This is a genomic window from Streptomyces sp. NPDC001156 (assembly GCF_053598275.1).
Genome location: NZ_JBSFJX010000225.1, coordinates 1 through 12240 on the forward strand (window position 1 = coordinate 1; position 12240 = coordinate 12240).

Below are 12240 nucleotides of genomic sequence, written 5' to 3' on the forward strand. Positions count from 1 at the left end.
GGGCTCAGCCTGCCTCCAGCTTCGACCGGTCACTGCGATGACCGGCGGCGGGCGCTTCCTCCCGCACGGCTTCCATCAGCGCCTCGTGGCGCACGGCTTTTCTCGTCGACGCATAACACCACGGCCCGCTCTGGCGGGTTGTGATACAGCCCGACCACGTCCACGACCTTCTCCACGAACAGTGGGTCGGTGGAGAGCTTGAAGGCATCCTGCAGATGCGGCTTGAGGTCGAACCTCTTCCAGATCCGTCCGATGGTCGACTTCGACAACCCGGTGCGTTTGGACATCGAGGCGCGCGACCAGTGCGTGTCCTTGCCCGGGGTGGACTCCAACGTCGCCGTGAGCACCTCCTCGACCTGGTCCAGCAGGATCGAGGGCGGCCGGCCCGGCCGCGGTTCATCCTGCAGGCCGTCGAGGCGTGTGGCGACGAAGCGGGCCCGCCAGCGGTCCACAGTTGACTGGTCCACCCCCAGATCGGCTGCGACCTGCTTGTTCGTTACGCCCTCGGCACACCGCAGCACGATCTTCGCCCGCAACGCGAGGAACTGTGCGGTCTTCGCCCGCCGCGCCCAGCGCACCAACTGGGCCCGTTCGCCCTCGGTCAACACCAGCTCGGACTTCGGCCGGCCGATGGGGCCCTCGTCCTCAAGCCCTGCCAGCCGCTGCGCGGCGAACTTCCCGCGCCACTTGCGGACCGTCTTCACACCCGCGCCAACCGCCTGCGCCGCACCAGCATTCGACAACCCATCAGCGCACGCCAGGATGATCCGGGCCCGCTCAACCGTGCGCCGGTCCGACAGGCCCGCCCGGCACACCAGTTCGACACGCTCGTCCTCGGACAGAACGATCTCCACAGCAGCAGGACCACGATGCGCCATGCAAAGAAGGTAGCAACTAACCATCAAAATTTCTGGCGCATCACACTAGTGCCGTGACCGCAAACGATCACCGGCGTGGTGTGACGGCTGGGTGTCGGCAGCGATGGATGTCGCGCAGGTCAGCTGAAGGTCGTGCCATGGTCTGTCAGTTGCCTGGTCTAGGGTCGCCCGCATGGCTGCGCCCTCCTTTCTGACCGCCGTCCGCGAGTCGTACGACACGGTCGCCGCCGATTACGTCGAACGCGTCCCGCCTCCAGCCGAGATGGACCCGCTGTCACGCGCGATGCTGGCGGGGTTTGCCGAACTGGTGCGGACGGCCGGTCTGGGGCCGGTCGCGGACCTGGGGTGCGGCCCCGGACGCGTGACGGCGCACCTGGCCGGGCTGGGGGTGTCCGTCTTCGGCGTCGATCTGTCGCCGAAGATGGTCGGGCTGGCCCGGCACGCCTATCCGAACCTGCGGTTCACTGAGGGCTCGATGACCGCGCTGGAGATGAGGGACGACGAGCTCGGCGGCATCCTGGCCTGGTACTCCACCCATCACACGCCCCCGCAGTGGCTGCCGGATGTGTTCGCCGAGTTCCACCGCACGCTCGCGCCCGGCGGCTACCTGCTCTGGGGAGACTATGTCGGCAATGAGCGGCTGCAGCCGACCCACGGCTATGGCCGTCCGGTGTCCTACGAGTCGTACCTCCTGCCCCTGGACCGCATGGTCGACCTGCTGGGCCAGGCCGGACTTGTCGTCACCGCGAGACTGGAACAGGAGCCCGGCGGACGCGTGAACAGACCGCACGCCTGCCTCCTGGCCCGCAAGCCCGAAACGCCCTGACGGGGCTCGTTCCCGGGGTGAGGCCGCTCGGCTGAACCGGCGTCGTCACCCTGCCGGCTCACCGCGGAACGCGCGCCGGCCGCTGCCCCCGGCAGGATTCGAACTGCGACACCCGCTTTAGGAGCGAGGTTGGGCGATCGCATGCGTGACCTGCGATTCCCCTGCCTTGAGCGGGTCCGGCGGCACGCGCCTCTGCGTACCGTGACACCCGTGAGTCCCCGCCTGTTCTGGCACGGATGTGGCACGGCCGTTCTTCGTCCTGAAGCAATCACTGGGCTCTGCTCGGCGGTCGCACCTCAGGTAGCAGGTTTCTGGGCGGACCGGGTCCGGGAGGCCTCTTCGATGGCGCTGAGCAGCTGGTGCCGGTCCAGGGCATGGTCGAAGCCCGGGACGGTATGGGTGCCGTCACGTAGATCGGCGGCGAGCGCGGCGTAGACCTGGGCCACGTTGTGCGCCGGTCCCGCAAGTCCACGGGGCACTGCGGTGAAGTAGCGGTCGGGGATCTCGATGGGCGCGACTCCACTGTCGGCCCCCCGACCGCCCTCTAGGCGTAGCTCGGCCACCTGGAGGTTGCCGTTGATGCCTGGGGCGCTCAGAACCAGGTCGCCCTCGGTGCCGTTGATCTCCCAGCGCAGGTTGTCGCCGCGGGAATAGGCACCGCGGTAGAAGACGGAGGCGGCGGCGCCACTGTGCAGGGTGCCGGTAACGGACACCTGGTCGGGTGCGGTTACCGGGACGGTGATCCCCTCGTCGGCGATTCGGACCTCCGTTCGACCCCTGACAAGGGTGGCGGAGACCTCGTCGAAGTCGCCGAGCACGAAGTTCAGCGCCTCCAGAGCGTGCATGGCCGGTACCGTGAGAGTCGTCGCACCGCTGGCCTCGTCGAAGATGTAGGCATGGGCTCGGTCGGTCTCGCCGACCCAGGCGACTCCCGAACCGACGAGGGTGGTGCCGAGTATCTTGCCCAGATAGCCGTCCGCGACCAGGTCGCGGGCGTGGCGCACTACAGGGGCGAAGCGCGCTTGCAGACCGATCACCGTACGGACCTGTGCGGCGCGGGCGCGCTCCGCCAGGACGGCGGCCTGCTCGAGGCCGATGCCGAGTGGCCACTCGCTGTAGACGGCCTTGCCTGCCTCCAGTGCCTCGGAGATCAGAGCGTGGTGGTGGGCGACCTTCACTGCCACGACGACCAGGTCCACATCCGGGTGGGCGATCAGGTCGCGGTGGTTGTCGAAGCTCGCCGGGACGCCGAACTCCCGGGCGGCCGCATCGGCGGACTCGCGCCGCGTTGTGCTGATCGCACGCAGTTCGTAGTCGGGCAGCGCACTGAGGGCGGGTATGTGGCCCAGTGCCGCCCAGCCGCCGCGGCCGGCCCCGATGATGCCGACGCCGATTGTTCCCATTGGGTGTTCTCCTCTTGCACTGTGGTAGTCCGCCTCGGACCTCCGTTGCAGCGGCGTGGCTCATACAGTGGTCGGACGGGTGTGATTCGCTCCGGGCACTGCCGACTGCTCACGATCGAGCCTCGGCCCGGGACCGGATCCGGACAAGAGAGCACTTCAAAGTGCCCAGGTATCGCGGAGGGAACCGTGGCCGCGGCAACTGCAGAAGAACTCCGCACGGAAGCGGGACCCGGATCCCCAGGGTGCCGGGAGGAATCGCGTCCACTGATCCGCAGCGTGCTGGAGCGAATCGGCGACAAGTGGAGCGTGGTCGTCGTCTGCCAGCTGGGTGAGGAGACATACCGGTTCAACGAGCTGCGGCGACTGGCCAGGCCGATCACGCAACGGATGCTCAGCGTCACTCTGCGCGGTCTGGAGCGGGACGGGCTGGTCAGCCGCACCGTGCATCACACCGTTCCACCACAGGTCGATTACGCGTTGACCGAACGCGGCCGCTCGCTGCTGCGGGTCGTCCGCGACCTGGCCGACTGGGCCGACGCCCATGCGGAGGAGATCAGCGAGTCCCGCGCCGAGTACGAGGCCCGGGAGGGATGACCTCCCGGGCGCCCATCAGGCGTCGGCGCGGGGGCCTGCGGCACTAGTTTGGACGACGCCGGATGCGGATGGCGGCTGACCTAGCAACTCCCTGACCTGGGCCGGAGCGCCATCGGTGCCGCTGTTCCCCGTGAGCCCCCGCCACGTCCCGCCGGGCCGGGCACGCAGCGGGCACGGCCACCTTCTGATCCGTAGCTCACACACGACCAGTCTTCTGCTATGCCTGAGCCGACAGATTTACAGACCGGGCAGGAGCCGCCTCGGACCTGCGGTTCGGTCAGCAACAACGATCGCTGCACTACGTCTGCCCCGCCAAAGTGCCCAGGGACGGTGTGATCGTCTGTTTGCCCCAGGTCGGGAGCCGTTCCGACCTGAGTTGGGAGGGGAGCGGCGGTCGGGAGCGCTCGCGACCGTCAGTGAATGAGACCAGAACTGAGACCAACGGCAGCAACGATCGGCGCTCGCCACCGGGCGTACTACTCGGGGTGGCCCCAGGCGCAGGGGGCACACAACCGTGACCAATAATGCGCGGGTGACGACGAGTTCAGTTCCGTACGCGAATGTCCCCGCTCGCCCTTGGGTGTCCGCCGATGCCAGGCGGTGGGCGGACGTCCGGGTGCCCGCGTGGGCGCGGCCGGCGGGGCCGGCTGTGGTGCTGCTGGTGGCCGTGGTCATGGCGGCGGTGATGTTCTCGCCCGACCCGATGTGCACGGTGGCAGCGCCCTGTGGGGCGGACTGGCTCGATGCGGCCGGATCGATGCTCTTCCTGCCGCACCTGGTGTGGCTGTTTGTGCTACCGGAACTCGCGCTGGTGTCCGCTCCGTTGCTGCTGATCTGGATGAGCAATCCCGATACCTGGCTGGGTGGGCCGGCCGAGAAGATCGCGGACGCCGTCGTTGTGGCGGCGCTGTGCTGGGGCTGGGCGGCCGTCGTGGCGCGGCTGCGGGCGCGCGGCCGCCAACGCTCGCTCGTGCTCGACGCGGCCGGCGGCATCACGGTGCCGGCCCCGGCGACGGACGACGTCCGCCCTTGGCGCCGGGGCCTGGTCCGCGGAATTGCGGGGGCGATCCTGTGCGCGGTGGCGGGTGCCCTGATCACGACCGTCGTCGTGGACGACCGGGCAGACGACCGCCTGGCCCGTACGGCCACCTCGGAGAACGCCCGAGTCGTGGCCTACAACACCGACGACTACACCGTCACCGTCCGCCTCTCCGATAAGACACGGCACAGGTTCGACGCGCAGGGTAGCTATCGGGTCGGCAGTAGCGTGCCGGTGCTGATGCACGGCGATTGGATGCGGCTCGCCACTGAGCCCTACGGCGACCGAACCGGCCGCCAGGCGCTCGCACTCATCCTCACCGGGCTCGGTGTCACCGTGCTCGGCTCGGGCCTGCTCTCCCGCCGCCGGGCTGTGGCGCTGCACCGCGCCCCGGTCCCGGTACTGCGCGTCCTGACCCGTCACGATCAGGGGCGTACGGAGATATTCGCCGCCGACGACACCGTCACCCTGCGCCCGGTGCTGAGCTACGAGCCCCACACCCGCACCCGCACCGCACTGCGCCAAGCCCTGCTCTACGGTGCACCTCACGAGGGCGGTGAGTTGATTCTTGCGAGCGCAACGGAGTCCGGGCAGTGGCTCGTCGAGGGGACCGCGTCCCAGATACGGCGCGGTTCTCCCGACGGCATGGGCAAGTCCGGGGTTTACCGTCCTGGCACAGCACGCACGGCCGCACACCGCCGGGCCGCTGAGGCCCGCGTCCAGGTCGCCCTCGCCGCGATGACCCCGGCTACCGGACCGGTCCGGTGGCACGCAGGTCCGGTGGCGCGCTCCGTCGGAGCGGCGTTGATCGTCGTGGCCGTCATGCTGCTGGGGACGTCCTTCACGGGTTCCCCTCCGTGGTGGCAGCTGCCCATCTGGTCGGTAGGTGGTTTTTACTGGGTGAGCGTCTGCCTCCGGATGATGATCTGGCGGATCACCGCCGACTCCAATGGACTGCACGTTCGCGGCCTGTGGCGTACTGCCCACCTCCCGTGGGCGGATGTCATCGGCGCTGTTTACACCCCCGGAGGTGAGCTGATCGTCCGTTGCCGCACCGATGTCGACGACGCCCCCGTCGGCAGTGTCGGCTTCCCGCCGCTGGAGCGACGGCTGCGCCGCCCAGGCCGTGCTGAGCGTGCCGCCGCCGAGATCACCGCGATGGTCCGCGAGCCGGGCCTGCGGCCGAAAAACGGCGCCGGATGCACATGAGCCACCCACGCTGCCACCCTGTCACGCTCAGCGGCCCGTCATATCGGCCGCTCAGGCGCTGACGCCAAGCCACTGAGGCTCGCGTGCCGTTGCGGTGGTTGCCGTACTTCGCTGCTGTAGTGCAACGGCTCCGGAGTGAATGCGCAGGTTGCCCCTCGCGGCCCCAGCCCTCATGGGCGCGGCGGAATCCGTTGGAGGGCGCCGACGACACCGAGCGTGTCGGAGGCCGCGGCCGAACTGCCCATCCGTGGCGGGTGTACCCGCTCATGCGAGGGGCGCTGGCGGGTCAGCCGCTGGCGCGTTGCCATGCCGTGCTGAGCGCCATCTGCTTGAGCTGCCCAATGTTCAGGGCAGGTTCGTTGCGGCTGGCGGCTAGAAGGTAGGCACCGGCATTGACTGCTGAGATCTCTACCCGCAAACCATCCTTGCGGAAGGTGTCGGAGATCGGTCTAGCAGGCCTCAACGCCGGCATCACCGCCTCGGCCTGCGGCATCATCTACTGGGGCTGGGACATCGCGGGCTTCTCCGGCGACGTCCCGGACGCCGAACTGTATCTACGGGCCCTGGCGGCTTCCACCTTCATGCCGATCATGCAATACCACTCGGAGTACAACCACCACCGGCAGCCGCTGCGCGACCGCACCCCGTGGAACATCGCCGACCGCTCCGGCGACCCCCGCGTCCTGGACATCTCCCGCAAGTACGCCCACCTGCGCGAGCGCCTGGTGCCCTACCTGGCACAGGAGACCCGCACCGGCCTGGCACAGGGCAAAGCCGCTGATGCGCGCACTGTTCTTCGACGACGCCCAGGACGAGCGCATCTGGGACTTCCCCGACCAGTTCCGGCTCGGCTCGGCACTGCTGATCGCGCCGGTCACCCAACCAGGCGCCGGCAGCAGGGAGGTGTATCTGCCCCACGGCGAGTGGGTCGACGTCTGGACCGGCCACCAGCACACCGGCGGAAAGGTCGTTGAGCGCGCCACCCCCCTGGACATCGTCCCCGTATTTGCGACAGCCGATCGGTGGGCCGACCTCGAACCGCTCTTCTCCACGGGCAACTGACCTCCGAGAGAAGGGCCGGAGCCGCCCCACGCGGGCGGACTCCACTGGAGCTGGCCCCACTCATACGGCCCACCAGACACGCGGGTGAAGCACCGGGGTCGTACGGTCGTCGGTGGCAAGCCCCGCTTCAGACAGGACAAGCGTGGGCCGGCGGCCTCGTGCTCCCTTCGCACGCTGCACGGGGCCGCCCCACCTCAGGCTGGCCGTGCATCCAGAGGAAAGCACACCGCTGGGCCCCTACCCGTCTGGCTCCCGCCGACCAGGGCGGCCACCCGACCAGGAGACATCCGCACGGTACCGATCAAGGGAGACAGCCCCATGCCTCGCCCACACCGGCCTGAAACCGCGGAGTGCCGCCGTGTACTGCTGTTCGCGTAGGGGCCCTTCTGCTCGGCTGCCGCCCAAGAGGCCGATGCTTCGCCTAGGTGGCTGGCCATGTGTCGACTGGTCATTCGACGTTGACGCCGTGGGCCCGGGCGAGTCCGTCGAGGCCGTCGGCCCAGCCTTGGCCGATGGCGCGAAGTTTCCAGACGGGCAGGCCGTTGGTGGTGTGCCGGTACAGCTCGGCGATGACCATGGCGCGGATGTCAGGGTCGGCGGGCGGCTGAAAGGTCCAGGCGGCCCCGGTGACGCAGTCCATGTACAGGGCTGCGTGGGTGAGGGCGCCGCAGGTCAGACCAGTGTCGACGTCCATGTTGATGGCGATCGTGACGCGCTGGACGTGGGCGGGCAGGGCGGCAAGGTGGAGGGCTGCGCATTCGACGGTGCGCGGGCCTTCGGTCTGCTTGCCCAGCAGGCGGGCTGCGCCCTGGGCGGCGGAGGGCTGGTGGTAGAAGACGAAGTCCTCATCGCAGGTGACCTGGCCTTGGGTGTCGGTCAGGAAGAGGGTGAGGTCGGCGTCGGCGCCGGCGAAACTGAAGGCGATGAGCAGCCCCTGCCAGGCCTCCTCGGGCAGCACCAGGTTCTGCCCCGGCGCAAGCGCGGTCGCAGCTCGGCTTTGCGGCGCGGGAGCGTGGGTGGGCGCTGGGGGAGCGGACGGCGGCGTCAGCGAAGCGCTCTGGCTCTTCCACTCGGCAAAGGGGCGGATCCGGTAGTGATCCGGCGGGGGAGGGGAGGGTGCGGTGGGGGCGTTGGCGCGCAGGTCTTGATCGAGGCCGGCCAGCGTCGCATCGCCGGATCCGGTGTCGTCCTGGGCGTGGTCGAGGAGGCTTTGCAGGCCGGACAGCCGGCTGGTGTCCAGGGGTTTGATGGTGCTGGACAGGTTTCCGGAGGCGGTAGTGGTGACCGAGCAGGCGACGTCCTGCCCGATGTCGAGGAACCGCAGCGCGTCGGCCGCCTCCCGCCAGGGGCCGGCTTCGATGGCCTGGCGGGTCCAGCGGCCGTAGGCCACGAACCCCAGACGCTGGGTGTCCGGCAAGCGCGTGAGCACGGCCAGGTCGATGGCCATGATCCCGGGTGCGACGGCGAATGCCTCCTTGAGCGTGGTCACGATGTTCGACCCCATGGAGGTGAGCCACCACAGGGTGCGGTCCCGCTTGCTGAGGGTCTTGAGCGTGGGCCGTCCGCTCGAGGTGATGGCGGGCGTCTGGTCGGGCAGCGAGTCGATGTCCTGCTGCCGCATCACCACGGACAGCACAGGCCCGTCCACTCCCACGGCGCACCCCGCGGCGGGGTTGTCGGAGAAGGCGTAGTTGACCGCCTCGCACACGGTGTCCTCGTCGTTGGCGATCAGGTTCTGCCACCACTGATCGGCCTCGGTGGCCAGCCGGCTGTGGACGGCGTGCAGGCGGACCTGTTCGGCAGCCAGGTAGGCCGGGGCGTCTTGTTCGGCCCTGCGCTTGGCCGCCGCCCGCTCGGTGCGGGCGAAGACCCCCAGCCCCGCCAGGTGGTGGGCCTGGGCCTCTGCCAGGGCCCAGGCCAGGCCCAGTTGCGGAGGTCCTGGCACCACCGGCGGCCGGGCCGGCGTGAAGGACTGCAGGTGGACACTGGTCGTCTGCCGCCGCAGTTCCTGCAACTGGGCGATCGCCGCATCGCGGTCCGCCTCCTGCTGAGCCCGCTCGGCCTGCCTGCGGGCACGCTCCAGCTGCGCCGCTGATGGGGCGACGGACCGCGAGCGGGTCGTACGGCTCGTGCGGGTGCGCCGGCGCCCTTGGCCCAGGGAACTGGAGGCGTAGAACGGACCCACTCCGGAGGACAGCCGGGTGCCGCCGCTGCCCATACTGATCCGCGCCGCACGGGGTCCCACGGAGGCGCGCACGCCCCGGGTCGAGACCCGCACGCTCATCCCGGGCACACCCACACGAAATCCGAAAGCCATGATTTCTCTCCGTCCTTGCCTTCGCATGCGCGCCGCGCTGTCCTGGGCGACGATGACGCTCCGCAGCCACCCTCGAGCCGCCCCACACCACCAGGCCGCGCATCGTTTCTGCGCAAGGCGTGATGACGCGCGAGCCGACGCGCCTTCCCCCAGCGCAGCGCCATGTCGCGCGACCACAGCTGTAGCGCCGTCGCCCCGCAGTTGCGCCGCGGCGCCGGCTACCGGTAGAAGACGGCGACACCGCCGTGATGGGAGCAGGCTCCCTGGTGATGGGCGGCGTAGCTGTAAGTGCCGTCGTTGCACAAGGCGGTGGCCCCGGCCGGGTGGGACGTCCCGCCGCCGGAGCTCGACGAGCCACCCGACGTCGAACCGCTGCTGCTGCTCCCTGAGGAGCCCGCACTTGACCTGTGCGTGGCCGGCGACGCGGGCTTGGCCGTCTTGGTCACAGTGATGGTCGGGGCCGGTGCTGGCGACTTCGTTACGGTGACCGTCGGGGCCGGCGCCGGGGTCTTCGTGGCGGTCGCGGTCATGGTGACCGTAGGACGCGGGGCGGGACTGGCCGCGCTGGGATCACTACTCCCGAACGCGGCACCGACCGCCAGCAGTACGAAGGCGCCGCCCCACACGCGCTTGCGCTTGTACAGCGGGCGGATATCGGGCATACGGACAGGCTCAGGCGGACGGACAGCCCACGGGCCGGGCTGGTGTTGACTCACGCGACGATCCCCCCACAACGATGCATCCGGACGCACCGCGGTCCGGGTAGGTTGAACACTTTACAAATCCTCCCCATAGGCTTCGCAAGTCCCATGCGTATTTGGGATGGTGGCCGCCCCGGAGTCGGTGAGGACGACTCCGGCAGCGGCGAGGGAGTATGGGGAGAAATGCTTTGACCGGCGCACTGCCCGCGCCAGGGCGGGGCTGGTGCGCACCGGGCCCTCTCCCGACGTCGACGACCTCGACCGTGCGCTACGCCAGCTGTTGTGCGCGATGCGCGGCCTGGTCTTTGGTGACCGGCGTCGGCGCGAAGACCTCAAGCCGGGATACCTGATGCCGGTCCGTGGGCATAACGAGGACAACCCCGTCGCGCCGAAGTACGGCGGGAAGCTCACCTCATCCGCTGCGATACCTGCCGCTGCGCGTACGGGCCCACCGACTGGGCCCAGCTCGACGCCGCCGCTGGCCTCGTCACCCGCCCGCTTGCCCTCACGGCCGCCTAGGAGGCCCCAGTGATCCGTACCGAACCCCAGCCCGGCGACATCGGGCTGACCGGCATCACCGGCCCCGTCGGCCGGCTCATCCAGATCGGGCAGTGGCTCAACGGCGACGGTTTCGGCCCGTACGAGCACGCCTTCATCGTGGTGCCCGACGAGCAGCTCATCGAGGCCGAGCCCGGCGGCGCCCGGGTCGTCCCGCTGTCTGAGTACGACGACCGCGAGGTGCTGTACGTGTCTCCGGCCGAGTTGACGCCGGCCGAGCGCGAGGCCATCGTCTCCTGCGCCCTCAAGTACCGCGACGTCCCGTACAGCTTCCTCGACTACGCGGCGCTCGCCGCGCACCGTTTCCACCTCCCGGTGCCCGGACTGCGCACCTATGTGGAGTCGACCGGGCACATGATCTGCTCCCAGCTGTGCGACCAGGCGTACAAGGACGCCGGCATCCAGCTCTTTGACGATGGGCGGTGGGAGGGCTACGTGACCCCCATGGATCTCTACAACCAGCTCGCCGGCCCGACCCGATGAACTGCGGGGTACGGCATCCCGCGTCACGGCTATGCCACTGGGGATGTCAGTCTCCGCGACATCACGCGCTCTTGGAGCTCGTCGGGTATGTCCGCGTGGACCTCACGGCCGGAGAATGTCGATCTTGGGATGTCGCCGGCCTGCTGATCCACCACGACAACTGCTCGGTTTCGCCCTGAGCTCATCGCTCGGGAACGGCTGCTGGTACAGCTCGCCGTCCAGGTCACCCACCTCCACTCAGCCGATGCCAGCTGCGTGCCTATCGATCAACCACCGCTACCTGCACCGCGGTTGGACCCGACCCACCCGGCTTCAGCCGACCAGGGCGATCACCGATGGGTGGAGAGCGCGAGCCGGTCCACGGCCCGCGATGACCAGGGCCTGGGCCTGATCAACGTCATGCTTCCGGCGCCGGGAAGGCGGGATGCTGAAGTCGGCCGCCATCACCCTGGCGAGGGCTGTCCTCAGCCACGGGTCCGCGCCGCATTCTGCTGTGCCAGACTCGAAGGCATGCCGAAGAGCCGTGGCCGCCGTACGTCGAGCGGCGGCAAAAAGTCAGTGCGCCGTGCGCCGGGCCCCTCACGGCTGTCGGACCGTGTGCTGCGCCAGGCCCGAACACTGCGCCTTGAAGACAGCGATGTCCTTGCCGTGGAGGCGTGGGCGAGCGGCTGCCTGGGCGAAGCGTGGCTGAGCGCCGGGATGACGGAACGCGAGCCGGAAGTGCTGCTGTGTCGTGAGGTGGCGGGACGAGCTTCGATAAAACCGTCCCCGCATGGCCTGGCCGCCGTGGCCGCGCTTCAGCGCGTCGCCCCGCCCGCCAGCCGCGCCGTGCTGCAGGAGACGGTGGAGAGTCTCTCCTGTTCGCAGCCGCTGCCAGCGTGGCATGCGGCCGCACCGCACCGCCCGGTGCGGGCCTGGTGCGCGGTGGACGTGTGGGACAGCGAGCGGGTGCTGTTCATCGACTACGACGGCCCGGTTCCTCACACGCTGATGGCATACATTGGCGAGGTCGGCGGCACGCTGGTGGACAAGCTGGCGCTGCTGGAGCCACAGGCGGCCCACGCCTGGGAGGGGACACGGGACGAGGGCGAGGTGCCGATGCCGCTGGTCGAGCAGGACGCGGCCGAGGTGCTCGCGGATCTCGCCGCGGCGCTGCGGCTGACGGACATG

At 69.5% G+C, this 12240-nt stretch carries 11 protein-coding genes and 1 pseudogene; 7 read left to right on the forward strand and 5 right to left on the reverse strand.

Translation table 11 applies throughout. From position 1 onward, the window contains the following. Nucleotides 1–29: 29 nt before the first annotated feature. Entirely contained in the window at nt 30–878 is an 849-nt protein-coding gene (locus tag ACWDA7_RS44285) for an IS630 family transposase (RefSeq protein ID WP_450612737.1), read from the reverse strand. A 172-nt stretch (nt 879–1050) separates the two neighbouring features. Here ACWDA7_RS44285 and ACWDA7_RS44290 point away from each other — a divergent pair, with 172 nt between their 5' ends. Then, nucleotides 1051–1704, forward strand: a complete 654-nt coding sequence (locus tag ACWDA7_RS44290) for a class I SAM-dependent methyltransferase (protein ID WP_450612739.1) — start codon at nt 1051–1053, stop codon at nt 1702–1704. A 296-nt stretch (nt 1705–2000) separates the two neighbouring features. On the opposite strand, the gene ACWDA7_RS44295 is transcribed toward ACWDA7_RS44290, so the two are convergent. Then, a complete protein-coding gene (locus ACWDA7_RS44295) occupies nt 2001–3107 on the reverse strand; it encodes a Gfo/Idh/MocA family protein (protein ID WP_450612741.1) in 1107 nt (368 codons plus the stop codon). 276 nt (nt 3108–3383) lie between these two features. Between ACWDA7_RS44295 and ACWDA7_RS44300 the strand changes: the two genes are divergently transcribed. Both ACWDA7_RS44300 and ACWDA7_RS44305 read left to right on the forward strand, forming a co-directional pair. After that, entirely contained in the window at nt 3384–3701 is a 318-nt protein-coding gene (locus ACWDA7_RS44300) for a winged helix-turn-helix transcriptional regulator (RefSeq protein ID WP_450612743.1), read from the forward strand. A 532-nt stretch (nt 3702–4233) separates the two neighbouring features. Then, entirely contained in the window at nt 4234–5949 is a 1716-nt protein-coding gene (locus ACWDA7_RS44305) for a hypothetical protein (RefSeq protein ID WP_450612745.1), read from the forward strand. A gap of 286 nt (nt 5950–6235) precedes the next feature. On the opposite strand, the gene ACWDA7_RS44310 is transcribed toward ACWDA7_RS44305, so the two are convergent. Further along, entirely contained in the window at nt 6236–6445 is a 210-nt protein-coding gene (locus tag ACWDA7_RS44310; RefSeq protein ID WP_450612755.1) for a hypothetical protein, read from the reverse strand. On the opposite strand from ACWDA7_RS44310, the pseudogene ACWDA7_RS44315 reads away from it, so the two are divergent. Together ACWDA7_RS44315 and ACWDA7_RS44320 are read left to right on the forward strand one after the other, a co-directional pair. Further along, nucleotides 6384–6629, forward strand: a pseudogene (locus ACWDA7_RS44315) (TIM-barrel domain-containing protein); the annotation flags it as partial. The gene ACWDA7_RS44310 and the pseudogene ACWDA7_RS44315 overlap by 62 nt on opposite strands. A gap of 100 nt (nt 6630–6729) precedes the next feature. Next, nucleotides 6730–7011, forward strand: coding sequence for a hypothetical protein (locus ACWDA7_RS44320; protein ID WP_450612747.1), 282 nt, complete (start codon nt 6730–6732; stop codon nt 7009–7011). Nucleotides 7012–7459: 448 nt separating this feature from the next. On the opposite strand, the gene ACWDA7_RS44325 is transcribed toward ACWDA7_RS44320, so the two are convergent. Beyond that, nucleotides 7460–9328, reverse strand: coding sequence for a TerD family protein (locus ACWDA7_RS44325; protein WP_450612749.1), 1869 nt, complete (start codon nt 9326–9328; stop codon nt 7460–7462). A gap of 218 nt (nt 9329–9546) precedes the next feature. Beyond that, on the reverse strand, nt 9547–9990 hold the full coding sequence (locus ACWDA7_RS44330) for a DUF3761 domain-containing protein (RefSeq protein WP_359412081.1): 444 nt from the start codon (nt 9988–9990) through the stop codon (nt 9547–9549). Between the two features lie 567 nt (nt 9991–10557). Here ACWDA7_RS44330 and ACWDA7_RS44335 point away from each other — a divergent pair. Together ACWDA7_RS44335 and ACWDA7_RS44340 are read left to right on the forward strand one after the other, a co-directional pair. Beyond that, nucleotides 10558–11070, forward strand: coding sequence for a hypothetical protein (locus ACWDA7_RS44335; protein ID WP_450612751.1), 513 nt, complete (start codon nt 10558–10560; stop codon nt 11068–11070). Nucleotides 11071–11580: 510 nt separating this feature from the next. After that, nucleotides 11581–12240 (forward strand): hypothetical protein (locus tag ACWDA7_RS44340; RefSeq protein ID WP_450612753.1); only part of this gene is annotated, 660 nt, incomplete at its 3' end.